The sequence below is a fragment of the Psychrosphaera haliotis genome (assembly GCF_039523615.1).
In the GTDB taxonomy this organism is placed as follows: domain Bacteria; phylum Pseudomonadota; class Gammaproteobacteria; order Enterobacterales; family Alteromonadaceae; genus Psychrosphaera; species Psychrosphaera haliotis.
Genome location: NZ_BAAAFQ010000007.1, coordinates 446,154 through 472,842, shown reverse-complemented (window position 1 = coordinate 472,842; position 26,689 = coordinate 446,154). Strand labels below are relative to the sequence as shown.

21 protein-coding genes and 1 tRNA gene are annotated in these 26,689 nt (G+C 39.7%); 11 read left to right on the top strand and 11 right to left on the bottom strand.

Annotated features, from left to right (window positions below):
- Positions 1-8: 8 nt before the first annotated feature.
- From prfB to ABD009_RS11695, 4 genes are all read right to left on the bottom strand, one after another.
- Positions 9-1,107 (bottom strand): peptide chain release factor 2 gene (prfB, locus tag ABD009_RS11710; protein WP_155696138.1). Its coding sequence is split into 2 segments (ribosomal slippage): positions 9-1,031 and positions 1,033-1,107, totalling 1,098 coding nucleotides; the frame shifts between segments, so codons are not numbered across the junction.
- A gap of 110 nt (positions 1,108-1,217) precedes the next feature.
- Positions 1,218-1,640: an 8-oxo-dGTP diphosphatase MutT gene (gene mutT / locus ABD009_RS11705; protein ID WP_343825605.1), complete on the bottom strand. Its 423-nt coding sequence runs from the start codon at positions 1,638-1,640 to the stop codon at positions 1,218-1,220.
- Between the two features lie 84 nt (positions 1,641-1,724).
- A complete protein-coding gene (secA, locus tag ABD009_RS11700) occupies positions 1,725-4,427 on the bottom strand; it encodes a preprotein translocase subunit SecA (protein WP_155696140.1) in 2,703 nt (900 codons plus the stop codon).
- A 108-nt stretch (positions 4,428-4,535) separates the two neighbouring features.
- Positions 4,536-5,459: a M23 family metallopeptidase gene (locus tag ABD009_RS11695; protein ID WP_343825602.1), complete on the bottom strand. Its 924-nt coding sequence runs from the start codon at positions 5,457-5,459 to the stop codon at positions 4,536-4,538.
- A gap of 32 nt (positions 5,460-5,491) precedes the next feature.
- On the opposite strand from ABD009_RS11695, the gene ABD009_RS11690 reads away from it, so the two are divergent.
- Positions 5,492-5,974 carry a DciA family protein gene (locus ABD009_RS11690; protein ID WP_343825600.1) on the top strand — a complete coding sequence of 161 codons (483 nt, stop codon included), beginning with the start codon at positions 5,492-5,494 and terminating at the stop codon, positions 5,972-5,974.
- Between the two features lies 1 nt (position 5,975).
- Here the strand turns inward: ABD009_RS11690 and barA are convergent, their stop codons facing one another.
- Positions 5,976-8,762: a two-component sensor histidine kinase BarA gene (gene barA / locus ABD009_RS11685; protein ID WP_343825597.1), complete on the bottom strand. Its 2,787-nt coding sequence runs from the start codon at positions 8,760-8,762 to the stop codon at positions 5,976-5,978.
- Positions 8,763-8,834: 72 nt separating this feature from the next.
- On the opposite strand from barA, the gene rlmD reads away from it, so the two are divergent.
- The 3 genes from rlmD to mazG are packed head-to-tail and all read left to right on the top strand — an operon-like array spanning position 8,835 to position 13,329.
- Positions 8,835-10,199, top strand: coding sequence for a 23S rRNA (uracil(1939)-C(5))-methyltransferase RlmD (rlmD, locus tag ABD009_RS11680; protein ID WP_343825595.1), 1,365 nt, complete (start codon positions 8,835-8,837; stop codon positions 10,197-10,199).
- A gap of 14 nt (positions 10,200-10,213) precedes the next feature.
- Positions 10,214-12,442, top strand: a complete 2,229-nt coding sequence (relA, locus tag ABD009_RS11675; RefSeq protein WP_343825593.1) for a GTP diphosphokinase — start codon at positions 10,214-10,216, stop codon at positions 12,440-12,442.
- A 47-nt stretch (positions 12,443-12,489) separates the two neighbouring features.
- Positions 12,490-13,329, top strand: a complete 840-nt coding sequence (gene mazG, locus ABD009_RS11670) for a nucleoside triphosphate pyrophosphohydrolase (RefSeq protein ID WP_343825591.1) — start codon at positions 12,490-12,492, stop codon at positions 13,327-13,329.
- Between the two features lie 114 nt (positions 13,330-13,443).
- Here mazG and ABD009_RS11665 read toward each other — a convergent pair whose 3' ends face one another.
- Together ABD009_RS11665 and ABD009_RS11660 are read right to left on the bottom strand one after the other, a co-directional pair.
- Complete coding sequence (locus ABD009_RS11665) at positions 13,444-13,644, bottom strand: type II toxin-antitoxin system antitoxin (protein WP_343825589.1); 201 nt, start codon at positions 13,642-13,644, stop codon at positions 13,444-13,446.
- An 85-nt stretch (positions 13,645-13,729) separates the two neighbouring features.
- Entirely contained in the window at positions 13,730-14,581 is an 852-nt protein-coding gene (locus tag ABD009_RS11660) for an SPFH domain-containing protein (RefSeq protein ID WP_343825587.1), read from the bottom strand.
- Between the two features lie 182 nt (positions 14,582-14,763).
- On the opposite strand from ABD009_RS11660, the gene ABD009_RS11655 reads away from it, so the two are divergent.
- Entirely contained in the window at positions 14,764-15,723 is a 960-nt protein-coding gene (locus ABD009_RS11655) for a GGDEF domain-containing protein (RefSeq protein ID WP_343825584.1), read from the top strand.
- A 52-nt stretch (positions 15,724-15,775) separates the two neighbouring features.
- Here the strand turns inward: ABD009_RS11655 and ABD009_RS11650 are convergent, their stop codons facing one another.
- The 3 genes from ABD009_RS11650 to pepA are packed head-to-tail and all read right to left on the bottom strand — an operon-like array spanning position 15,776 to position 20,695.
- Entirely contained in the window at positions 15,776-18,646 is a 2,871-nt protein-coding gene (locus ABD009_RS11650) for a valine--tRNA ligase (protein ID WP_343825582.1), read from the bottom strand.
- A gap of 32 nt (positions 18,647-18,678) precedes the next feature.
- Positions 18,679-19,152 carry a DNA polymerase III subunit chi gene (locus ABD009_RS11645; protein ID WP_155696148.1) on the bottom strand — a complete coding sequence of 158 codons (474 nt, stop codon included), beginning with the start codon at positions 19,150-19,152 and terminating at the stop codon, positions 18,679-18,681.
- A gap of 37 nt (positions 19,153-19,189) precedes the next feature.
- The gene (gene pepA / locus ABD009_RS11640) at positions 19,190-20,695 is read right to left on the bottom strand and encodes a leucyl aminopeptidase (protein WP_155696149.1); all 1,506 of its coding nucleotides are present in this window, start codon (positions 20,693-20,695) and stop codon (positions 19,190-19,192) included.
- A gap of 245 nt (positions 20,696-20,940) precedes the next feature.
- Between pepA and lptF the strand changes: the two genes are divergently transcribed.
- The 3 genes from lptF (at position 20,941) to lptG (ending at position 23,052) form a co-directional block, all read left to right on the top strand.
- Positions 20,941-22,056 (top strand): LPS export ABC transporter permease LptF, encoded by a 1,116-nt coding sequence (gene lptF / locus ABD009_RS11635; protein WP_343825579.1) that lies wholly within the window; start codon positions 20,941-20,943, stop codon positions 22,054-22,056.
- Positions 22,056-22,340 (top strand): LptF/LptG family permease, encoded by a 285-nt coding sequence (locus tag ABD009_RS11630; RefSeq protein WP_343825733.1) that lies wholly within the window; start codon positions 22,056-22,058, stop codon positions 22,338-22,340. Before lptF ends, ABD009_RS11630 begins: the two co-directional genes overlap by 1 nt.
- Positions 22,324-23,052: an LPS export ABC transporter permease LptG gene (gene lptG, locus ABD009_RS11625; RefSeq protein ID WP_343825577.1), complete on the top strand. Its 729-nt coding sequence runs from the start codon at positions 22,324-22,326 to the stop codon at positions 23,050-23,052. The genes ABD009_RS11630 and lptG overlap by 17 nt, the downstream gene beginning before the upstream one ends.
- Before the next feature lie 88 nt (positions 23,053-23,140).
- On the opposite strand, the gene ABD009_RS11620 is transcribed toward lptG, so the two are convergent.
- A complete protein-coding gene (locus ABD009_RS11620; protein WP_343825575.1) occupies positions 23,141-23,644 on the bottom strand; it encodes an RDD family protein in 504 nt (167 codons plus the stop codon).
- A 229-nt stretch (positions 23,645-23,873) separates the two neighbouring features.
- Here ABD009_RS11620 and ABD009_RS11615 point away from each other — a divergent pair.
- The 3 genes from ABD009_RS11615 (at position 23,874) to ABD009_RS11605 (ending at position 26,584) form a co-directional block, all read left to right on the top strand.
- A tRNA-Leu gene (locus ABD009_RS11615) sits at positions 23,874-23,958 on the top strand.
- A gap of 323 nt (positions 23,959-24,281) precedes the next feature.
- Positions 24,282-24,950, top strand: a complete 669-nt coding sequence (locus ABD009_RS11610) for a DUF3299 domain-containing protein (RefSeq protein WP_343825573.1) — start codon at positions 24,282-24,284, stop codon at positions 24,948-24,950.
- A 26-nt stretch (positions 24,951-24,976) separates the two neighbouring features.
- Complete coding sequence (locus ABD009_RS11605; RefSeq protein WP_343825571.1) at positions 24,977-26,584, top strand: HAD family acid phosphatase; 1,608 nt, start codon at positions 24,977-24,979, stop codon at positions 26,582-26,584.
- The last annotated feature ends 105 nt before the right edge of the window (positions 26,585-26,689 follow it).

Here is a 26,689-nt window from a genome sequence, read left to right as displayed (position 1 = left end):
TTAAAGTCTTATAGCCCAGCTTTCAAGCTCGCTTCAATAAATTTGTCCAAACCGCCATCCAAGACAGCCTGCGTGTTACGACTTTCAACACCTGTTCTTAAATCTTTAATGCGTGAGTCGTCTAAAACGTATGAACGAATTTGACTGCCCCAACCGATATCCGATTTATTGTCCTCAGCTGCTTGTTTTTGTTCGTTTTGCTTAAGCATTTCCAACTCATAAAGCTTTGCTTTTAACTGCTTCATCGCTTGGTCTTTGTTTTTATGCTGTGAGCGCTCGTTCTGGCATTGCACTACCGTATTAGTTGGTACGTGAGTAATACGAACCGCTGAATCGGTGGTGTTTACGTGTTGACCACCTGCACCTGACGCTCGATATGTATCTATTTTTAAATCTGACGTATTGATATCAATATCAATATTGTCATCCACTTCAGGATAAACAAAGGCAGAAGCAAAAGAAGTATGGCGACGAGAGTTTGAGTCAAATGGCGACTTTCGCACTAAACGATGTACACCCGTTTCTGTTCTTGCCCAGCCAAAGGCGTACTCACCGCTAATCCGGATAGTTGCACCTTTAATACCGGCAACATCACCATCAGTCACTTCTATAAGTTCTGTCTTAAAGCCTTTAGCTTCACACCAGCGCAAATACATACGAAGCAGAATATTACACCAGTCTTGCGCTTCTGTGCCGCCAGAGCCCGCCTGCAAATCTATATAGGCATCGCTTCCGTCAAGCTCACCAGAAAACATTCTTCTGAATTCTAGTTGCTCTAACTTTTGTTCTAAGTCGTTTAATTCAGACTGCGCTTCTTCAAAAGTTTCTTCATCTTCTGCTTCTTGCGCTAATTCAATAAGGCCATCAACGTCTTCACAACCTTGATCTAGGTCATCTATGGTTTTAACAATAGCCTCTAGCATAGAGCGCTCTTTGCCTAATGCTTGCGCTTTAGCAGGATCGTTCCATACATTTGGATCTTCTAACTCGCCACTAACTTCTTCTAACTGCTCTTTTTTAGCAGCGTAGTCAAAGGTACCCCCGAAGTACTTCAGTACGTTCGCGAATATCAGCTAATTGATTTAGAACCGGGTTGATCTCAAACATGAATTTTATAATAACCTTTAAATTTAAAACGACTCAAAATTGCGCCGAAGTGTAACAATATTAGTGTATCTACTCAATTAATGGTTTGTTAATTAGGTCAAAAAATAGGGTTATAATTGTGTTTCTAGCATAGCTAAAACTGGCTTATTCGCATCAGGAAATGGCAGGGTTAACAGCTCTTTTTTACTAAACCACTGCACGGCTTGGCCTTCTTTACCCTCTGGCTCGCCGTTAAACTCCGTAACCAGTTGAAAATAAAGCTGAACTCGCTTTTCTGGGTAATCAAAGACTAGCTCATGAAAATCAGATTGATGAGTGGCCGTAATACCAAGCTCTTCTTGTAACTCGCGAACTAACGCTGCAGAAACTGTTTCAGTTGGCTCAATTTTACCGCCTGGGAACTCCCACTTACCACCTTGGTGTAAATGGTCAAGCCGCTTGCTTAGCAAAAAGCGGTCGTCTTGCTGAATGATGGCAGCCGCGACTCTAATTACTTTTTGTTCGGTTTTAGTTTTACCGTTAACAATTGTCATTCTTTAACTCTTTTATTAAATGCCATAAACAAAAAAGGCGAGCTAAGCTCACCTTTTTATCAATGTTGTTAAGCGAGATGAGCGTTAGCTTAACTTACCGTGACATTGTTTATATTTTTTACCTGAACCACAAGGACAAGGGTCATTACGGCCAACTTTAACTCGGCTGCTTACATTAACCTCTGTTTTTTCTTCAGAGGCTAACTGATTTGACGACTCGTGCTGGAACTCAAGGTCTGCAGCTTCTGCTTGTCTACGCTGTTCTTCAACGGCTTCAACATCTTCTTCTGCTTTAACTTGAACACGACAAAGAACTTTAATTACTTCAATTTTAAGCTGCTCTAACATTGTGCTAAATAGCTCAAACGATTCGCGCTTATATTCTTGTTTAGGGTTCTTTTGAGCATAACCACGTAAGTGAATACCTTGACGAAGGTGATCCATAGCAGCTAAATGCTCTTTCCAGTGTTGGTCTAAGCTTTGAAGCATAACCGCTTTTTCAAAGTGGCGAATAACTTCAGCGCCAACATGCTGCTCTTTTTCAGCATACATAGCGTCAATTTCTTCGCTAATACGTTGCTTCAGCGTTTCTTCGTGTAGATTCTTGTCTTCTTCTAGCCATTTACGCACTGGCATATCAACGCCAAAGTCAGCTGATAACTGTTCTTCTAAAGCTTCTAAGCTCCACATTTCTTCAAGAGAATGTGGCGGAATATGGCTATCAAGTACTGTTGCAACAACGTCACGACGAATGCTTTCAATCACTTCACCAATATCACCATCTTCAAGTAATTCATCACGCTGTGAGTAAATAACTTTACGCTGATCATTAGCAACATCATCGTACTCAAGTAATTGCTTACGAATATCAAAGTTACGGGCTTCTACTTTGCGCTGTGCATTTTCAATGGCTTTGTTTACCCAAGGGTGCTCAATCGCTTCACCCTCTTCCATACCTAGCTTACGCATCATGCCAGTTACTCTGTCTGATGCGAATAAACGCATTAACGTATCTTCCATTGAAAGATAGAAACGTGATGAACCTGCGTCACCTTGACGACCAGAACGACCACGTAACTGATTATCGATACGGCGAGATTCGTGACGTTCAGTACCAATAATATGTAAACCACCCGCGGTGATTACATCATCATGGCGTTTTTTCCACTCAGATTTAATATGTTCAATCTGTTGGTCTGTTGGATTCTTAAGACGTGCAACTTCAGCATTCCAGTTGCCACCTAAAACAATATCGGTACCACGACCGGCCATGTTAGTCGCAATTGTAACTGAGCCTGAACGACCAGCATCTTCAACAATTTGAGCTTCTTTTTCGTGCTGTTTTGCGTTTAATACCGAGTGTTTTATTTTATCTTTCTTCAGTAGCTGAGAAAGTAACTCTGAAGATTCAATAGAAACCGTACCTACAAGTACAGGCTGGCCACGCTCTTGGCAGTCTTTAATATCGGTAATAATCGCACGATATTTTTCTAGCTGAGTTAGATAAACTAAATCAGTCATGTCATTACGAACCATTGGTTTATTGGTTGGTATTACAACTGTATCTAGCCCATAAATTTGTTGGAATTCGAATGCTTCTGTATCAGCTGTACCCGTCATACCAGATAGCTTGTCGTACATTCTGAAGAAGTTCTGGAAAGTAATAGACGCTAAAGTTTGGTTTTCATTTTGAATTTTTACACCTTCTTTTGCTTCTACGGCTTGGTGTAAACCTTCAGACCAACGACGCCCTTCCATTGTACGGCCAGTGTGTTCATCGATAATGACAACTTCGTCGCCGTTAACAATGTAATCCACATCTTTTTGATACATTATGTGAGCACGTAAAGCCGCATAAACATTATGTAATAAAGGAATGTTAGTTGCACTGAATAGTGAGTCATCTTCTGCAATCACACCCGCTTCACGTAAAATTTCTTCTACACGGATTTGACCACGTTCAGTTAGATAAACTTGTTTAGACTTTTCATCGGCAGTGTAATCGCCATCGCCTTCAACACCTTCTTCGTCTTCTTTTTCTTGACGTTCAAGTAGCGGAACAATTTTATTAATTTCAATGTAGATTTCTGAATTATCTTCAGCCGGTCCAGAAATAATAAGCGGCGTACGAGCTTCATCAATTAAGATTGAATCAACTTCATCAATTAAGGCAAAGTTAAGGCTTTTCTGAACACGTTCATCGGCACTGAATGCCATGTTGTCGCGCAGGTAATCAAAGCCAAATTCATTGTTGGTACCGTAAGTAATATCTGCTTGGTAAGCGGCTTTTTTCTCTTCGTGGTTCATTCCAGGAATGTTACAACCAACGCTCATTCCTAAAAATTCGAAAAGTGGACGGTTATACTCAGAGTCACGGCTTGCAAGATAGTCATTCACCGTAATAACGTGAACGCCTTTGCCGGTTAAGCCGTTTAAATATGCAGGTAAGGTTGCAGTTAACGTTTTACCTTCACCAGTACGCATTTCAGCAATACTACCTGAATTTAAAACCATACCACCAATCATTTGCACGTCAAAATGACGCATTTCAAAAACTCGTCGGCTAGCTTCACGCACAGTAGCAAAAGCTTCTGGCAAGATATCATCTAGGGATTCGTTTTCAGCAAGTCGAGTACGAAACTCAACGGTTTTATTTTTTAATTCAGCATCTGATAAACTCTCAAATTGAGGCTCAAGAGCATTAATCGCTTTTACGATTTTATTTAAGGATTTTAGCGTACGTTGATTTCGGCTACCGAATAATTTTGTTAATAGTGAAGAGATCATATTTTTCAGCTTTACTTCTGACTGTTCTTATAATGAAAACAATCGGCTATGCCGACTGTTTAGTTCCTGTTCAACTAGATAGTTACCAATCCTGGTTTATAAATTTAACTAGTCTGCTTTTCGGTAAACATAAGGCAATGGGTCAATTTGTTTACCGCGTTTTAACACTTCGTAATGAACATGGGGGCCTGTTGAACGACCCGTACTGCCCATTTTTCCGACCGTTTGGCCTTTAGTAACTATGTCACCTACACTAACCAATAAAGATTTATTGTGACCATATCGAGTAACCACGCCATCACCGTGGTCAATTTCGACCAAATTTCCGTAACCGAAGCGACTATCTGCCCACGTTACCACGCCTGCCCCTGTTGCTACAACATCTGCATCTTCATCACCGGCAAAATCTAAGCCTTTGTGCATTGCAGGCATACTAGTAAACGGGTCTTTACGGACGCCAAAATAAGAGGATAACCAACCAGACTTTATCGGTCGGCCAGAAACAAATATTTCCTCTTCTATATGGGTATTCATTAATATGGATTCAAGTACTGCCATTCGTCTTTCTTGACCGTCAAGCTTAACAAGCATCTCTTCCATCTCTGAAAACAAGCCATCAACGCTGGTCATAACGTCGCTAGCTGTTTCTGAATTTGGCCCGCCAACACTCGACTCTAAATCAAAATTAAACTCTTCTGCAGGAATATTTGCTTGTGTAGCAACTCGACTAGCCACGGCGTCTAGCCTATTAACCTGACCTTTTATTTCACCCAGCTTTAGCGTCAACGCACTTAATTGGTGCTCTGCTTGGCGTTTTAAGCCCATGAGCTGCTGTTTTTCATCGCTATATTCTTTTTGAGCTAGGAGCAATTGCTCCCTTACATGATCAGTGTCGTTATTGTTAATTAACGAAGAGCTTATAAACCAAACAGTAGCAATCAGGAAAATAGCGGCAATAGGAAGCCATTGCGCTTTAGGCATTTTGACCTTAAAGCTAACATTCTTTCCTTTGTAAATAAGTGTTAAACTCATTAAATACTACCTAGTTTTATGGATTAATTGTTGTGAAATCACCAAAATCTCTATCTGATTTAATGTCGCATGACAAAGCCAGTTCAAATTTAGTTAATTACCAACAACAAACCAGCAATTTTCGAGCCATTCAAACGCTACTTGTTTCTATTTTGGGCGACAATATCGCGCAAAATATCATTGTAAGCAACTTTAAAAACTCAATACTTTATTTAGAAACACCATCTGCAACTATAGCAACGGCGTTTAAAATGCACCAATCTAACATTCTCTCGCACGTGAGACGCGAAATCAATCCCGGTACCGTTACGGTTGAAATGAAAGTGAGTCCAAGAAGTACACTTTTAAATAACTTAAAGTCTACTGCAAAATCTAAAAGCGCAGTTGAAAAAAAGGTTACTAAGTCTTCTTTTATTCCAGATGACGCGGCAAATTCTATTTTAACCATTTCAAAATCAAGTGACGAAAAGCTAAGACAGTCTCTTGAACGCCTGATGAGCCATAGGAAAAAATAATTTAGCTGAGTTGCCAGCTCATTGATTCATTTCTTAACAACTCAATCTCATCTAACAATTCAAACAATTCAGGCTCTACATTCTTAATTTGCCGATTTGCTTTTAAGCTAATTTCTATTTGCTCAGCTAAACTCTTTATTTTTGGCAACCCAGTGTAACAACAAGCGCCATGAAATTTGTGAACGGCAGTAAGCACATCATCAACAGAGTTAGACGCTAAACCACCATTAATTTGATCAATAGTATCAGGGATACTCTTAATCAACATATCAAGCATCTGTACTGCTAAGTCTCGTTTGCCAGCAGCTCTTTCTAATGCCATTGGCCAGTTAATGTGATGGAACCCTGCAAAATCTGGCGCGGCACCACTCTTTAAGACTGCATCTTGCTTTGCTGCTTTATTGTTTGAAACATTATATGCGTCACCGGAGAACTCAATAAGTATCTGGCGTAAAACCTGTTCATCAATGGGTTTAGCTAAATAGTCGTTAAAGCCACATTCAGAAATAGTGATCTGCTCATCGGCAGTTGCATGCGCAGTAACTGAAATAATAGGTATATCTTCATTTAATGACGAAGATCTAATTTCACGGCAAGCTGTAATACCGTCCATTATAGGCATTTGCACATCCATAAAAATTGCGTCATAACGATACTTTTTCGCCATTTCAACTGCCTGCAAACCATCATATGCTGTATCTGCGACGACCGACATCTCTGTCAAAATAGTGGTTAACAATTTTAAGTTAGACTTATTGTCATCAACCGCTAAAACCTTCAAGCCGTTAAAAGAAATCGACTTGGTTTGCTCAGTTTGTTGATAAGTTCTAAAAGGTGCGCTTAGGCTATCTATCAACTTTTTGTGGTTTATCGGTTTACTTACACAAGCTGTTGCGCCAGAACCAATGAGGGCTTCTTTTAAATTAGGCGAAATACTACCTATCATTGCGATAACATTTTCGCAGTTCTCTTTTGCTTCAGATACAAACTGTTGTAACAGTCCGATTGTACTTGGAGAAACGTTCCTAGAGATTAAAACCACATCAAAAGGCTCTTTTAACCATTTAGAGAAGTTAGCTTGGTTTTCACAGGTTGTGATTTGAAGCTCAGTAAAATCCGACAATAATAAATTAATGTCATTTAACGACTGTTCATTATTATCAAATACTAAAATTCGTTTCCCTGCGATGTCCGCAACATCAATGGGTTCAGCAACGCTTATGTTATTTTCTTTAACAACGATGTCAAAATAGAAACTACTGCCCTGGTCCTTTTCACTCTTAACACTGATATTCCCGCCCATAGCTTCAATGAGTTTTTTACAAATATTTAAACCTAAACCTGTTCCGCCAAAACGACGGGTGACTGAACTGTCCGCTTGTTCAAACACAGAGAACAACTTTTGGATAACTGTTTTATCTATGCCGATTCCTGTATCAGAAACAACAAATTTAATTTTGTGTCCATGCTCATCGCCGCCTTTATATTGCACATCTAAACGGATAAAGCCTTGATGAGTAAATTTTAAAGCGTTACCCATTAAATTTAGGAGAACCTGTTTAATTCGGTCTGGGTCTCCTCTTAAAGAATCTGGTGTAGATGACTCTACTCCTAAATGAACATCGATTCCGCGGTCAAAAATAGTGGGCGCCATCAGCGTCATGACATCGTTGACAGTATCTCTTAGAGAAAATGGAATAGATTCTAGCTCCATTTTCCCCGCATCTAGCTTCGAAAAATCGAGTATATCGTTAATAATCCTGAGTAAATTTTTCGCAGATGATTCAATGGTTTCTAAAAAGTCACTCTGGTTATCATTTAACGGCGTTTTTTTCAGCTGTCGAGTAAACCCAAGAACCCCATTTAATGGTGTTCTCAATTCATGTGACATATTGGCTAAAAATTGAGATTTAACATTATTTGCCGTTTGGGCGTCTTTTCTTGCAATGCTTAGTTCTACATTTTGAATCTCGAGTAGCTCGACTGTTTGCGTTAGCTCTTGCGTATGCTCACTGATATTGTGTTCAGCCTGTTCATTAGCTAAATGTATTTTTTTACCTAATGTATTAATACCGTCTCTCAAGGTGTTGAGCTCGGCTAGGTAAAGTTCTGTTGAACGTACTTTTGTATCGCCTTGAACAATTTTATTGATAACGTTATTTATTTTATGTATCGGATTGATTAGCCGTTTAATAAAGTATTGCGCAAAAGCAAAGCTAACAAATAAAGCGATGATCAAAATGCTGATCATGAGCAGGAGTGAAGACTGTTGCTGAAGTAACACCTTGTTCCTACTTAGTTCTAAAACCAAGTAACCATAGAGGGTACGGTCATCGCCTTTAATTACAAAGGCTTTTGAGCTGTCTAAGTTCTCTCCCCAAATTGGCGTTCTAACAAATACAATATCGCCGTAACGCTCAACGGTGCTTTTAGAGGAAACCGTTTTACCTTTTGATAACTTAGTTTCTCTAATATCAACATGTTCATTGGTAGATACAAGTAAACTATGGTCCGCTGTAAAAACAGAGATATTATTGACTGCAGGGCTACCTCGTCGATGAGCTAAATCAAGAGAACGACTTAAAAATTCATTATCTTGTTGCTGAATAGATTTTCCCGCTAACATAGCCAGTGGCTCTGCAAGAGATAAACCTCTTTCGATTAATACATTCTCAAGTTCTGTATGTCTTTTATAAATTAAAATACTGCCTAAAATCAGGCTGATGAACAGAGTTGGTAAAATAATGACAACAAACGCCCAATGACGCATGGAAAGGTGAGATTTCATTCGGTTTTTTCGAGTATAATAACGTTTCTTTTTAGTATTTATCTAACTTAACTCAAAGCGGGTACACAAACAATGGCGAAATTTTTCAAGCCGACTAAACAACTTAAATCAAGAAAGCACGCTTCCGCTGGTAAACAGCTCGCTCAATTTAGTGGTGTTGCCGAAAAATATGACTTAAGTTTGAAGTCAATTGTGTCTAACCCGCATAGCAAAGTTGCTTTTGTTCCCGGCTTATTAACTGGTGAAACAGCCAAAATAAAACCTCTTACTTATACTGATAAGGTCCTTCAGGGGCAAATCATAGAGATTATCGAAGAAAGTGAAAAACGCATCGCCCCAGAATGTGAGCATTTTGGCACTTGTGGCGGTTGTCAGTTGCAGTATTTAGCTAATGAAGATCAAGTTACTGAAAAAGAAAACGTATTAAAACAGTTAATGGAAAAACAGTTAGGCTCTATTGAAGGTGTTTGGCAACCAGCTATTACTAGCAAATCTTGGGGTTACCGCCGTGCAGCAAGGCTTGCATTATGGTGGACGGGCAAGAAAAAGCTAACGTTAGGTTTTAGAGAGTCTAAATCTAAACATATTGTAGACATCAACAGTTGCGCAATTTTAGCTCCAGCACTGGAACAAATAGCCTTAACCATTAAACCAACGTTATTGGAGCTAGAGACTGGACAAAACCTTACGCATATCCAACTCTTTGACTTAGATGATTATCAATGCGCTATTTTACGCGCTACTGAAGTGTTTTCCCTTGCTGACCAGCAACGCCTTATCGACTTTGCTGTTGGCCTTAATGTGCACCTAATTGTTGAATATAGTGATAGTCGCTATGACGTTTTACATCAACATAGCGCTGCCAATGGTGAACAACTTCATTATTCAACGGATAACGTAAAATTTGAATTTTCGCCTAAAGATTTTATTCAAGTAAACCAAGCCGTCAATGACCAAATGGTTCAACAAGCAATGGATTGGCTAAAACCAACTGCAAATGACACGGTTTTAGACTTATTTAGTGGTGTAGGTAACTTTACTTTGCCATTAGCAAAACGCAGTAAACAAGTAATTGGCGTGGAAGGTGTTAGCAACATGGTAAAACAGCTTAAACATAACGCTCAATTAAATGGCTTAACGAATGTTGAAGCTTATCAAGCTGACCTTTCAGTCTTTGACGAAAAACGCCCGCCAACCTGGCTTAAACCGATAGATAAATTATTGCTAGACCCAGCGCGAGATGGCGCTTTGGCCGTTATGCAAACTATCCCTAAAATAAAACCTAAACAAATCTTATATATATCTTGTAATCCAACTACTATGGTAAGAGACTTAAAAATATTGCTAGCGGCAGATTATCAGTTGAAAAAAGCCGGCATTCTTAATATGTTTCCAAATACGGCTCATATGGAAGCTATGGTGTTATTAGAAAAATGAAGTAAGGAATAGGTGTGGTTTCAGTTACCCGAGTTCACAATTTAGAAAACGTATTATCCAGTCACGACATAAATGAGTGGCTGATGAACACGGGCCTCGAATCACACACGGTAGAGGTAATTGGCAATGGCGTAAATTGGCTACTTGCCGAGCAACAATCGCCAAAAGCGCATAAAGTCCATGATACTGACTTTGTCCGCCATGGCTTACAAATTGTTGAGATCATGCTTGAGCTAAGCATGGATGATGAAAGCCTAATTGCTGCTCTGCTGTATCCGTATTATGGCCCTCAAGCCACTGACAAAAAACTCAAAGAAAAAATCACTAACAAGTTTGGTAGCTCTACCTTAGCGCTGCTTGACTCAGTGCGTAAAATGGCAAACTTAGGCTTGTTGTCATCTCGTATAAAACACTCTGCAGCTCAAGCTGAAAAAATCCGTCGCATGCTAACGGCAATGGTGGAAGATGTACGAGCGGTTGTAATTAAGTTAAGTCAGCAAGTTGTTTACCTAAGAGACATTAAAAGTGGCGATGAGGAAACTCGTGTCTTAGCCGCCAAAGAAACTCAAACCATATTTGCGCCACTTGCCAATCGGCTTGGTATTGGTCAGTTAAAGTGGGAACTGGAAGACTATTCATTTAGATATCTGCAGCCTACGGTTTATAAAAACATTGCTTCTAGCCTTGAAGAAAAACGTGCTGACAGACAACAGTACTTAGAAGACTTTGTGAATAGCCTGTCTGAAAAAATGACGGACATTGGCGTCGAGGCTGTGGTTTATGGCCGTCCAAAACACATTTATAGCATCTATAAAAAGATGCAAAAGAAAGACTACGAATTTTCTCAACTATTTGATATCCGTGCAGTGCGAGTGGTTACTCACAAACTACAAGACTGCTATGGCGCATTAGGTGTTATACATACGAACTGGCGACATATTCCTTCTGAGTTTGATGACTATGTAGCAACGCCTAAGCCAAATGGTTATCAGTCTATTCATACAGTGATTATTGGTCCGCACGGTAAACCAATAGAAATTCAGATTCGAACGCAAGAAATGCACGAAGAGGCCGAGTTAGGTGTTGCTGCACATTGGCAGTACAAAGAAAGCGACAGCAAAAACAAACACGTTAAGATGTCGAGTTATGAAGAGAAAATTGCGTGGTTAAGAAAGTTACTGCAATGGCAAGAGGAGATGGCGGATACCAACGACTTTGCCGAAGAGCTTCATAATCAGGTTGTTGAAGATCGGGTTTATGTATTTACACCAGACGGTGATGTTGTTGACTTACCAAGTGGCTCAACGCCGTTAGACTTTGCTTATTATGTGCATACAAATGTTGGCCACCGTTGCATTGGCGCTAAAGTATTTAACCGAATCGTTCCTTTTACTTACCAGCTTAAAACCGGCGATCAAATAGAGATCATTACCGGTAAAGAGCCAAACCCTAAACGTGATTGGTTAAACCCTAACTTAGATTATGTTCACTCTTCCAGAGCGCGTGCAAAAATTCAAACCTGGTTTAAACAGCAAGACAAAGACAAGAATATTGTTGAAGGTAAACAAATGGTTGAGCACGAGCTTAACCGTTTAGATATTGATTGGAGCGAAACGTCCCACGCGGTTGTGCGCTTTAATATGAACTCACTAGATGATCTCCTTGCCGCGATAGGCGCCGGTGACGTTCGCTTATACCAAGTTATTAATTACATCGAGTCGAAGGCAACTAATCAACCTAAGCCGGAGATTGATCCTAGGTTAATACAAAAGCCTCGGAAAAAGTCTAAGAAAAACCAAAATGGCGTGGTTTTACATGGTGTTGGCAATTTAATGAATCAACTGGCCGGCTGTTGTAATCCAATCATGGGTGATGACATTGTTGGTTACATTACACAAGGCAGAGGCGTAGTAATACACCGCTCTGATTGTGAACAATTTAAGATAGTGATGGATGAGCACCCTGAGCGATTTATTGAAGCATCTTGGGCGGAACAATACTCTGGTGGTTTTGTTGCTAACGTAAAAATATTTGCCAACGACCGAAGCGGATTATTACGCGACATCACCACTATTTTAGCCAATGACAAAGTAAACGTTTTGGCAATGAGCACCGACTCAGACGTAAATAATCAAGTAGTGACAATGGGCTTAAAGTTAGAGGTTTATAATTTGAGTGCGTTTAATAGAGTACTAGATAAAATAAGCCAAGTAGAAGAAGTCATGAAAGTTAAAAGGTCATAGGGTCTCAAATTTTAGAGCTTTTTAACGAATACAGAGAATTAAAAAATATGATGAACACCGACAAGCCCGCTATCGACAAACTTATATGGATCATGTCTCAACTGCGAGATCCAAACGGCGGTTGTCCTTGGGATTTAAAACAGTCCTTTAAAAGTATTGTCCCGCATACATTAGAAGAGGCATATGAAGTTGCTGAAGCGATAGAGCAGGAAGACTTTGAAGAGTTGCCAAAAGAGCTTGGCGATCTTTTATTCCAAGTGGTGTTTTATGCTCAGCTTGGAAAAGAACAAGAACTTTTTGATTTTGAAAAAATTGCCAGCCTCATGTGCGAAAAGCTTATTCGCCGTCACCCTCATGTTTTTGGTGAACTTTCAAACCAAACCCTGAATGACAGTGAAATAAAATACAACTGGGAACAGATAAAAACACAAGAACGAAATGCTAATTCTAAACAGAGTAAAACCTCAGTTCTCGATGATATTCCTAATGCATTGCCTGCCCTAAATAGAGCTTATAAAATTCAAAAACGTGTTGCTCATGTTGGTTTTGATTGGCCCGATGTACACGGAGCGCTGGATAAAGTAGAAGAAGAGATTGCTGAGCTTCGTGTTGAAATAGAAAAGAACAAAGAGAAAAATAACAGTAATACCAACAAAGAGCGTATTGCAGATGAGCTTGGCGATTTGTTTTTTGCTTTAACAAATGTATCTAGGCATTTAGGGCTAAACCCTGAACAAATAACTCGGCAGGCAAATGACAAGTTCTCAAGACGCTTTAAAGGCGTTGAGCAGCTCGCTGAAGAGCACTCAACACCTCTGTCAGATATGTCTCTAGATGAAATGGAAGAACTTTGGTTAAGAGTTAAGGCTAGTGAGCCTAAATCTTAGTAAAGTTAAACTGCCACCACCTTGATTTAAAGTGAACCTGTTTTTTGCAGGTTCAAACTCCATTAAAATTGGGCAAAACAGTATAATGAGTTGTTTCATTACTATTCCTTAACTTTATGATTTCTTTTTCACATCATCAACTAACTCTGTAACTACTTTTTGGGTTAGCTTTACTCGTCCACTGTCAACTAATGCTTTTCGCAAAACAAACTCAATTTGCGCATTTAAACTACGTAACTCATCATCTGACCAGCGCTGCATGGCAAGAAATACGTCTTCATTAATTCGTAGTGGGAAGCTCTTTTTTTTAGTCACTATATACCTTTTAGTTTGTACCTTTTAGCATTTTGAAGAGCAATAAATACACTATCACTCTTCTTTCTAAATTTAAACTTAGCTACTAATACAGTGAGCCTGCGTTTATAATTGGCTGAGTATTTTGATCACCACATAATACAACTAATAGGTTACTCACCATTGCAGCTTTTCGTTCTTCATCAAGCTCAACAATACCTTTTTCAGACAGTTGCTCTAATGCCATGTCAACCATACCAACGGCGCCTTCCACTATTTTCTCACGCGCTGCGATAATGGCTGTTGCTTGTTGTCTTTGTAACATCGCATTGGCAATTTCAGGTGAGTAAGCCAAATGGCTTATTCGAGCTTCTATGACTTTTACGCCTGCATCTTCTAGTCTACTTTGTACTTCTTGAGATAACGCATCTGAAATAATTTGAGGATGAGAACGCAATGCGACTTCGTCTTTTTCATAAATATCATACGGGTAAGACGTCGCCAAGTTTCTTAACGCAGCTTCCGACTGAATGCTAACGTAACTTTCATAGTCGTCAACTTCAAACACGGCTTTGGCGCTGTCTTCTACTGACCAAACTACCACAGTCGCTATTTCTATCGGGTTACCTTGATTATCATTAACTTTAAGTTTGCCGCTTTCAAAGTTACGAATACGTAATGAAATGTTTCGGCGTATAAAAAATGGAATAGTCCATCTCAAGCCTGTTTCCTTAACCGTTCCCATATATGAACCAAACATGGTTAACACTCGCGCTTGTTTTGGTTGCACCATAAAAAAACCGGCCCAACTTAAAATCAGTATTGCCGCCGTAACAATTAACAATAGGTCTGCTACTTGAAAAGGGATGCTGATTGACTTTACCGCACCGATGGTTAATAAAGCCAGCACTGGCGAGGCTACAAAACCATTTACTGAAAAACCATTTTTTTCATTCATATCACTTCCTTACTTACTTAGATATCATTTTGATATCACTTTAGTATCTATTTTTATGAATTGCAAATGATCAATGAGCATTTTCCACTTTAACTTATTTACCTCATTTGGGTAATACGGACTGGAGGTTTTTCAATTATCGCACTATGCTTATAAATCAACTCATGGATAATAATAACTAAATGAAAACAAATTTTTCTAACGATAGTCCTTACAATAATTCTATTGATTCAACAAATATAGACAGTGTTTACAGGCTGGGGTTTGATCATATTGCCGTTGGTATTGCCGTTGTTTCACTTTCCGGCAAGTTTATAAAGATTAACCGTCAACTTTGTGAGATTTTAGGGTACAGCTACAACGAATTAATTGATCTTACCTTTGAAGACTTAACGATGCCTGAAGATATTAAAGAGCGATTAGCATGGTCAAAATCCATATTGGCTGGTCATACTAGAAAAAACTTTACTCGGGTTAAGCGCTACCGACATAAATTAGGACATTTAGTTTGGGCAAAGCTGACGGCTTCACTAGTAAGAGATGAAATTAATAGGCCAAGCTTTTTTATTTTTTCGATACAAGATGTGTTTGAGTTAAAAGAAACGGAAGATGCATTAGATGTTGCTTTGGTAAAACTTAGAAACGCCTATAAAGAGATAGACAAACTGTCTTCAATAGATGCTGTTAGTGGTGCGCTAAAATATGACGCGTTGAGAAAACAAATCGGATTTTGTATAGAGCAGTTTAATAGACATAAAGTCCCTGCCACTTTAATTTTAACGAATATTGAACAGTTAAAGTCGATCAACAAGTCTTATGGCAAAGAGTATGGCGATAGAGCTCTAAGAGCCGTCGCTTCAAGATTGCTTGATGAAGTTAGAAATAACGATGCCGTTGCTCGCTATTTTGAAGACGAGTTTATTATTGTTTTACCAAATACAGAGTTTAGACCCGCGTTAGATTACATACAGAGAATCAATAGCGGCATTACCTTTAGATTGGCTGATGGTTCAGTTAAATCAGTGGAGCTTTCTATTGGTGCCAGCCAAATTTCAGAGCACATTCAAACAAGTAATGATTGGATTCATGAAGCTAAAACAATTATGTTTGAAAATAAGGCAAACAAAAAGCCAGCAGAATAAAATTCATACTGGCTTTAATCGTTTTGAGCTATTTAAATTAAGTCTATTTTATTTAAATATTCTCAATTTCTACCAACTGTTGCTCTAATTTATCAAGGCTCTGCTGGTATTCTGCAAGTTTAGCTTGTTCTTTCTCAAGCACTTCTTGTGGCGCATTATCAACAAACTTTTGGTTTGATAGCTTGCCTGTAACACGCTTCAACTCACCTTTGTTTTTATCAATGGCTTTGTTCAAACGCGCCATTTCAGCTTCTTTATCTATTAGGCCAGCCATTGGGATTAATACATCCATGCTACCAACAACACCACTTGCTGAAGCTGGTGCTTTTTCGCCGTCAGCTAAAACACTAATGTCTTCTAATTTTGCCAATGCAATTAAGAAGGCTTTATTTTCTTCAAGTCTAGAGAGATCTTGCTCAGACGTGTTTCTTAAAATAACGCTAATCGGTTTATTTGGTGATAAGTCCATTTCGCCACGAATATTACGAATTACTAAAATGAACTGCTTTAACCACTCTACGTCAGCTAAAGCTTTTTCATCAACCGCACTCTCATTATATTGAGGGAACGGACTTAACATGATGCTGTCAGCTTTAGACTCGCCTAAAGACGTTAGTGGAACAACACGTTGCCATATCGTTTCTGTGATAAATGGCATAATTGGATGCATTAATCTAAGCAGAGCTTCTAGCACATCAACAAGCGTTTTACGTGTCGCTTTTTGTTGCGCTTCAGTTCCTTTAAAGATAACTGGCTTAGTTAATTCTAAGTACCAATCACAGAATTGATTCCACGTGAACTCATACATAGCGCTTGATGCTAAATCAAAACGATAAGCGTCTAAGTGACCACGCACTGTTTCAACTGTTTTTTGTAACTGACTTTGAATCCAGCGATCGGCCAGTGAGTATTCTAACTCTGGGCTGTTTGCTGGTAAGTCTTTGCCACAATCATGCTCTTCAGTATTCATTAGAACATAGCGGCTGGCATTCCAAAGCTTGTTACAGAAGTTTCTATAACCTTCTAAACGCTTCATGTCCCAACTAATATCACGGCCAGTAGACGCCAATGCAGACAAAGTAAATCGTAAAGCGTCAGTGCCACTAGACGTCATTCCTTCAGGGAATTGCTTACGAGTGCTTTTCTCAATTTTTGCTGCTAATTGAGGCTGCATCATGTTACCAGTGCGTTTTTCAACTAACGTTTCTAATTCAATGCCGTCAATAATATCTAATGGGTCAATTACGTTACCCTTAGATTTTGACATTTTGTCGCCGTTTTCGTCACGGATTAGACCCGTCACATAAACTGTTTTAAATGGTACTTGTGGTTTACCGTCTTCATCTTTAATGAAGTGCATGGTCATCATGATCATACGCGCAACCCAGAAGAATATGATGTCAAAACCGGTTACCAATACGTCGGTTGGGTGGAAGGTTTTAAGATCTTCAATATTATCTGGCCAACCCATTGTAGAGAAGGTCCAAAGTGCTGATGAGAACCAAGTATCAAGAACATCGTCGTCTTGTCTTAGTGCAACATCATCACCTAAGTTATTTGCTTTTCTAACTTCCGCTTCGCTAGCACCAACATAAACGTTACCGTCATTGTCATACCATGCCGGGATTCTATGTCCCCACCATAATTGACGTGAAATGCACCAGTCTTGCAACTCACGCATCCAAGCAAAATACATGTTTTCATATTGCTTAGGCACAAACTCAATGTCGCCATTTTGCACAGCTTCTGTGGCTACTTTAGCCATAGATTCAACACGCACGTACCATTGGTCTGTCAACATTGGTTCAATAACAACACCACCACGGTCGCCATAAGGCACCGTTAAGTCATGTTCTTTTATTTCTTCTAATAAACCAATTTCATCCATTGCGGCAACAATCGCTTTACGAGCAGCAAAGCGCTCTAAGCCATGAAATTGCTCAGGGAGTTCTGTACTATACTCGTCGCTTTCTTCGCCATTGGTATTGTAAACATTCGCTTCTTTTCGAATATGACCAGTAAAGTCTAAAACATTAATCATAGGCAATTGATTACGCTTACCTACTTCATAGTCATTAAAGTCGTGGGCTGGCGTGATTTTTACACAACCTGTGCCTTTTTCCATGTCTGCGTGTTCATCACCCACAATTGGAATACGACGCGCAACAAATGGCAATTCAATGAACTTACCGATTAAGTCTTTATAGCGAGGATCTTCTGGGTTTACCGCTACCGCCGTATCACCTAATAAAGTCTCTGGACGTGTAGTAGCAACTACTAAGTAACCTTTTCCGTCTGCGGTTTTCTGGCCATCAGCTAATGGATAACGGAAATGCCACATGTGGCCTTTTTTATCTTTATTCTCAACTTCTAAATCAGAAATCGCCGTTTGAAGTTTTGGATCCCAGTTTACAAGTCGCTTGCCACGATAAATTAAATCGTCGTTGTATAAATCAACAAATACTTTTTCAACGGCTTTTGATAAACCTGGGTCCATTGTGAAGCGTTCACGTTCCCAATCTACTGAGTTACCTAGTCGACGCATCTGCTTAGTAATATTACCGCCAGACTCGCCTTTCCATTCCCATACTTTATCAATGAATGACTCTCGTCCCATTTCAGTACGCGTTGGTTTATTTTCTGCAGCAAGTTTACGCTCTACAACCATTTGAGTTGCGATACCAGCGTGGTCTGTACCAACTTGCCATAATGTATTAAAACCATCCATGCGCTTGTATCGAGTTAACGCGTCCATAATCGTATGTTGGAATGCGTGCCCCATATGCAAGCTACCAGTGACATTTGGTGGTGGAATAACAATACTGTAGCTGTCACCTTCGCCACTTGGCTTAAAGTAACCTTTGTTTTCCCATTCTTGATATAGGGTTTGTTCGATGTCGCTTGGATTATAGGTTTTATCCATTTTAAGAAGAGCCTTGAATTATTTTGTTTCGATTAAACGATTGAGTCAGGGATAGGCGAGGTTGTGATTTCAAAACCTGCTTGCTTAAGTGTTTTATAACGTTCGCGTGCTGCGGCTTTACCAACATCATCAGCTGGCACAAAGTCGTGCCACTCAGTTATCCCTTTTAACTGCTGATAAAAATCAGGAATGTGATTGTTCGTATTTACAAAACACTGACGGCGTTGAGGACTTGGCTGCCAATTTATTTCTACCGGAGTACCATAATGTGGGCCTTCTCCTGGTAAATTATGAGGTATGAAGCGGTTTGCTTCAAATTGCCAGAGCCACTCATCTAATTGATGAGCATGATCTTGATCCTGCGCGCCTAACAACACTTTTTTGTGCTGTCGATATAAGTCTGCCGTTAGAACACAGGCATAATGCCAGTGAGGCAAAATATTTTTGGCTTCATCGGTTTGAGGCAAACTATGTTTGTCTGACAACAACCAAAAAATTACGTTCATAACGGCCCAACTTTATAAATTATAAAAACGATTGAGCTTATTGCTCAACCGCGATACCTGCACGGTTCATTAAGAACTGTGTAAGCATAGGAACTGGACGACCGGTTGCCCCTTTATTAGGACCTCCACTTACCCAAGCTGTTCCTGCAATGTCTAAGTGTGCCCAGTTATACTTCTTAGTAAATCTAGACAAGAAACATGCAGCTGTGATGGTTCCTGCATCTCGACCACCTAAGTTAGTAAAGTCTGCAAACGGACTTTCTAATTGGTCTTGATACTCGTCCCATAATGGTAAACGCCATGCTCTATCACCAGATTGCTCTGATGCATTTAATAGCTCGTGCGCTAACGGGTTATGGCTGCTTAATAAACCAGTTGCGTGCTTGCCTAACGCAACAACACAAGCACCCGTTAACGTAGCAACATCTATAACTAACTCAGGGTCATAACGTTCAACATAAGTTAACGCGTCGCATAACACTAAGCGCCCTTCTGCATCAGTATTTAAAACTTCTACCGTTTTACCTGACATCGTTGTTAAAACATCACCCGGACGATAAGCGTTTGAGCTTGGCATGTTTTCACAGCCAGCTAAAATACCGACAACATTTAGAGGAAGCCCTAGTTCTACTAGCGAGCGCATTGCGCCTAAAACACCAGCGGCTCCACCCATGTCATATTTCATTTCGTCCATTTGAGCAGATGGTTTAATTGAAATACCACCTGAATCAAATGTTAAGCCTTTACCAACAAGGACGATTGGTGCATCGCCTTCGTTACCACCTTTGTAATCAATGATGGTCATTATAGATTCATTATCACTGCCACGACCAACCGCTAAGTAGGAGTTCATTCCTAGTTCAGCCATTTCTTTTTCACCAACAGTAGAAACCGATACGTTATCAAATTCTTCTAACGTTTTACCTTGGTCAGCAAGGTAAGCAGGATTACAAATGTTTGGTGGCATATTAGCAACGTCACGACACATTTTTGAACCATTTGATATTGCCAAACTATGTTCAATAGCAGACTCACCTAACGCCAATTCACGACGCGTAGGTACGTTGAATACAAGTTTACGTAGTGGACGGCGAGCTTCGTCTTTTTTGCTTTTAAGCTGGTTAAAGCTATACAAGCTATGCATTGTTGCTTCAACTGCTTGTCTTACTTTCCAATAAGTATCTCGGCCTTTAACGTGCATTTCAGTTAAGAAACAAACTGACTCCATTGAGCCGGTTTCGTTTAATGTATCTATAGTTTTCTTAATGATTTGACGATATTGACGCTCGTTTAGTTCACGCTCTTTACCACAACCTACTAATAATACACGTTCGCTAAGAACGTTAGGTACATGATGTAATAATAGAACTTGACCAGGTTTGCCTTCTAAATCGCCACGACGTAAAAGGTTACTAATATATCCTTCACTAATTTGATCTAACTGTTCCGCTACCGGAGAAAGTCGACGAGGTTCGTAAACACCTACAACAATGCATGCACTGCGTTGTTTTTCGGGACTGCCGCTTTTTACACTAAATTCCATGATCTCTCCAAAAACATAAGTGAACCTTTAGTATTCCACTTAAATTTAAAATTTTTATCGGTGTTTCACTGATTTACCATTATAATCTAGCCTTGCACAAAAGTTTAAGTCTAGAAAAAGGCTTGTTGTCCGATTGTTATAGCATGAGTTTAGCCTGCTATAAAAAAGATTTCTTGCGAAAATAAGAAGTTTACTCAAAAATCGGCATTATTCCAGTAAAAGTACAAGTTTTATAAGGTTTGTGAGTGATAATTTTACGTTACTTAACTGCAGAAATTTTTAAGTCTCAGTTTGCGGTTTTTATAGTTCTTATGAGTATATTCATGAGCCAAACTTTTGTTCGCGTTTTAGCTGACGCAACAGAAGGCAAAATCCCAGGTTATTTAGTGGCATCAATCATTGGCTTGCGCTTCCCACAACTAGCGGCTGTAATCCTTCCCCTAAGCGCCTTTTTAGGCGTAATGCTAGCCTATGGTCGACTATACGCTGACCAAGAAATGAGTGTTTTAAAGGCGACAGGGGTTTCCGAGTGGTATGTAGCCAGAGTTGCTCTTTTGTTTGCCACTATGCTTTCAATAGTTGGTGGTGCGATCACTCTATACCTAGCGCCTATTTCAGCTGAATACGAATACCAAGTTAGAGAGAATGCTGCCGCAGAAGGCGTGTTATCAACGCTTACCGCCGGGCGATTTCAAAAAGCCGGGAAAGGCGACTCCGTTGTTTTTGTTCATGACATTGAGCGCAGCACATCAGAAATGAAAAAGGTTTTTGTAGCGCAAGCCAGTGAATCGGGTGTAGAGAGCGTTGTTTTTGCACAATCTGGAAAATTACAAGACCTGCCAAATGGCCAGCAAGATTTGATTCTCTCTGCGGGACACCGCTATTATTTTAATGAGCGCTCAGACCTACAACGCCTTAACTTTTCAAAATACCAAATATTAATGGAAGAACAAGCTGTTGAGCGAAGAAGTCGCAATTTAGCAGCAAAGAGCACGATAGAATTAATGAACTCTGATGATGTTGAAGCGCAAGCGGAGTTCCAGTGGCGAATCGCTATTCCGTTGACCATTCCAATTTTAGCGCTAATCGCAGTGCCACTTAGCTCAGTAAACCCAAGACAAGGTCGCTTTGGTAAGATTCTACCAGGACTTGTTATTTTCTTTGCCTATTACATTTTACTACTACTAGCAAAGTCAGCCCTTGAAGATGGCCGTATCCCGCTGTCGGTTGGCTTATGGTGGATTCATATTATTGGCATATTTACCGCTACGTTATTGTTACTTCGGGATAGGTCCAGCGGTGGTAAGTTAAGGCAATACTGGTTAGCCACAAAGAGTAAACAACGAAAGGAAGCTAATTGATGTTAGGCATGTCTATAATTGAGCGCTACGTAGGCCGCACTGTAATTAGTTCTATCATGGTTACGCTTGGTATTTTAGTGGGAATAAGTTCACTTTTTCGTTTCATTGAGCAATTAAAGTATATCGGTCGTGCCGATTTCACGGCTGTTACAGCGGCTTTATATTCTTTGTTTTTAATACCTCAAGATTTTGAAGCCTTTTTCCCAATGGCGGCCATGATAGGTGGCTTAGTTGGATTAGGAGCTTTAGCGTCTAGTNATTCTGGCGATGATGGTATTTTCTGAATGGGGTGTACCTGCATCGATAAAAAAAGCGAATGAGTTAAAGACCCAAGCAATAAGTGGCGGTGATATATATGCTGCCGATGAAGGAATATGGGCTAAAGAAGCAGACACATTCGTTAATATCAGGGAAGTAACAGAATCTGGTGAGCTACTTGGTGTTTCTGTATTCGACTTTAACAGCGATTTAAAATTAACGCGTCAACTAAAAGCGGACACTGGCAAGTTTGAAAATAACCAATGGTTGCTTGCAAATGTAAAAATCAAAGAATGGAACGATCGTGACGTTACAACTTCTTTTAAAGCCGAGCTACCTTGGCCAACGGACTTAGCGCCTAATAAACTTGGCATTGTGTCGGTAAAGCCTGAGCGTATGGCACTATCTGAATTAACCGATTATCTAAACTACCTCAATAATAATGGTCAAAATGCGAGTCGTTATGAATTAGCGTTTTGGCGTAAGATTTTTCAGCCATTTAATGTCGCTGTAATGCTACTTTTGGCGTTATCGTTTATTTTTGGTCCTCTGCGTTCTGTCACGATGGGCGCAAGAATCATACTTGGTATTCTCACTGGGTTTTCGTTCTTTTTAGTGGACAGAGTGTTTGGCTCAATGGCACTAGTTTATGAACTTCCGGCAGTATTAGGAGCATTTGCCCCAACCTTTGTATTCTTTTTAATATCCTTGCGCCTGCTTACTAAAAAGCAAAAGTAACAAAGAAATTAAGAAGAAAAACAAAAAACGTTTATGCGATGTTCCAATTCCAAAAGGTCCATCGCATTTGATTTATTTGCTACAGTTATTAGCGTTCTTCGGGATCTTCAATACCACGTAGGTATATCTGCTTATTTTGTTCTTTCGTTAATACTATCATCTCAGTTTTTGTTAATGCATCTTGAACCGATAGCTTTTTCTTTGGATTAACCAGCAACATGAGATTGCCAAGTCCAAACAGTGAGTATGCCGCCCTTTTAAAACTTCTTGTTAGCTCTAAAGGCTGACCATCTAAGCGCTGTAACTTTAAACGCCACGCTCTCATGCCAATTGTTTGCCCGCCATCATGCCAAAACCAGGCGTAAAATAGCCAAACCCACAGGACTAACTCTACTTGAAACCACGTTTGATCATTTAAATAAGCGGAAGGATCATCATACGACGTTAAATCAAATAGCCCAAAATCGGCTCCGTAAGAGACAATGACTAAATTGATAATAGTGACTAACATTGATAACGCAATCACGGCCAACCAATCATAAACCATTGCGGCCAGTCGTTTAAAAAAACCTGCTCTATTATTTGTTTCCAAACTATTTACGTCCAAATATTTCATCTGATAATTCTGAAAGTGTATCAACAAAGCATATTTGCAAAAACCTTTTATTCAAGTTGCATAATATCTATTCAATTAAACCTTCATATAAACAAATAACTTGCATGTGTAATTAGGCTAGTTATAATCCTCTCGCTTCAACGCAATACCGTTGCTCTGAAGATTTAAATATAATAGATTCATAATCTATCAAAGAATACGTACTGCCGGTGTGGTGAAATTGGTATACACGACGGATTCAAAATCCGTTTCCTTCGGGAGTGGCGGTTCAAGTCCGCCCACCGGTACCATTCTTTGAAAACAATAACCGACTCAATAGTCGGTTTTTTTGTGCCTGAAATTTAGCTTTTGTCCTATTTGGCGACGCACACCTAGTGACGCTCACCTAAGAACTCACACTTAATGACTTTCAGAAAGGTAATAAGAAAAAGGTTTGGGCTCATACAGAGCCCAAACAAAGGGTTTACCAGACTTTTAAGCTGGATTTACAAGGAAAAGTGTAACCTGTGCAAAAACTGTCACCAATGAGTTATTGGGCTTCAATTCCTAATGCTGATACTTTATGATATAACATATCATTTTACAATCTATTGAACTGGAATATTTCTAATCAATGAAAATAGCCGCAGTTGTTTTATTCTTTTTAGGTGTTTTTTTTGTGGGCAAAAGTTATGTGCAACTTCCAAATTTAACAGAAACTATAAAAGCTTCGTTAGGCACACATTTGTTGTACTCGACAGATCAAACCGAGTTATTAAAAAGGTTCAATTCGCAGCCATTACAGCGTTTAAAATGGACAGATTTATTACCAAAACTAGAAAAGTCGATCCTCAAGCGATATCAACAACCTATATCGTCAGAATCAGAAACCTTTGGCCAAGTCAGCGCTCAAATCTTGCGCTCTATTGAAGCCTCAACTGATGAGCAATACCACGATGCTATGTTTTCAACTAATACTATTGCAAGTTTTGAACAACAGTCAGTCAGTATTGACGGTTTTTATGTGCCAATTGAATTTCACGAAGATAAAACCCCAAGTCTTATCTTTATTGTGCCTTATTACGGCGCTTGCATAGATTTTCCCCCCCCTCCACCAAATCAAATTATCTTTGCTAGATTAACGCCGGGTTTTACCAGTTCTAGTTTAGAACAGGCGTACAGTTTCAGTGGTATTCTACAGCAAGGTTTATTTGAAGATATTGTAGGCACTTCAGCTTATAAAATGGACATAACAAAAATAGAGACTTATCAGGGGCAACCCGATGATTTTGGATCTCACTAGCCAATTACTTTTATTAAGGAACTAAATTGAAACATTTAACTGCAATTGCTCTTCTTTTTGGTGCGTATTCTGCCATCGCTAAACCAGCACCAGAAACTATGCCGAACGCCGCCTCTTCAAGTATGGGAAACAAAGAATTAACAATTAGTTCATGGAATATCGAACACTTAGCATATCCAATTAGTGACGGTTGTAGGCCAAGAAGCGAGAGTGAACTTAACGAAATGAAAGCCTACGCACAGTCATTAAACACTGACGTTGTAGGATTGCAGGAAGTCGCATCAAAAGAAGCAATTGAACAGATATTCCCTAAAGAAAGCTGGCAAGTCTTTATTTCTGATAGACCAGACAGTGAGTCATACAAATGCAGAGAGTCTGGCCGCATGTCTAGTCAACAAAAGGTCGGCTTTGCAGTACGAAAAGGAATTGAGGTACAACAAGTTAAATCTCTACCTGAACTTGCATTAGATTCGAGAGGCTTACGTTACGGTCTTGAGCTTACCATTGAGTCTCCGCATGGCCTTTTATCGATATTAAATGTTCATATGAAAAGTGGCTGTTTTGTTGATGATTATAGTCGTTCAGATTCAAGATCTTGCCAAGTGTTCTCTAAACAGGCTCCTATTTTAGATAGCTGGGTCGAGTCAAAAGAAAAAGCAGGGCTTCCTTATGTCATGGTTGGTGACTTTAATCACAGACTTTCAGCGCCTTACAATAAATTAACCGGTCAATTAACGGTAAATACTGACAATAGCGCCTCAACGTTAGAAAATACAACTGCTGACCTAACTGGTTGTCATCCATACTATCCAGCACCAATCGATCATATTTGGGTTGGTAATCTGTCTTCAAACATAGCAAAAAAAGCGAGTGTAGCTTCATATAAAAATATGGATCCAAAGGCGATGTTAAGCGACCATTGTGCAGTTTCATTGTCTATCAGCCCGCAACGCTTTGAATTAAGCAATGCCGTAAAGTGGCAAACAACCAGCGCCGAATATCGCTTTTTAACTGCAGCAACCTATCAGCGTGCAGAGCAGCAAATTGTTAAAAGTAACTTTAATGGCAATTGGGCGGTAGTGATGGATGTCGATGAGACTGTACTGGATAACAGCGGCTACCAAGCAAATTTAGAACTTAAGGGACAGCAGTATACACCTGCAAGTTGGGACGCGTGGGTAATGTCAAAACAAGCCACATTTGTTCCTGGTGCCAAATCGTTTATCGAAACCATTATTCGTAAGGGTGGTAATGTAGCGCTCATCACTAACCGTAAACGTAATCTTGACCGTTACACGTGGGATAATATTCAACAGCTCGGCCTGCAACTATCACCAAGTAACGTATGTCTAATGGGCCGAGTTTCTGAAGACAAATCTTCAATAAATGGTGCGTCTATAAAAAATGATAAAGACCTTCGTCGTCAGCAAATTGAATCTGGGACCGCGAGTTGTTTTGCACCTAAATCTGGTCGTCATAACCAATTCGAAGCCGCTCAAATCATCATGCAGGTCGGCGATAACATTGAAGACTTTGTAGGTGTGGTTCAGCATGAAGCTGATATCGAAACATTATTGAAAGGTGCAGGTATTAAGTTTGTACTACTACCAAACCCTATGTACGGCTCCTGGTAACGGGTATTGATAACTGTTTTTTGATATAAAAAGACCCCCAGTAATTGGAATGTACAACTATTGGGGGTCACTTTATTGATAGGGCTTTTTGCTTTGCTTACTTTT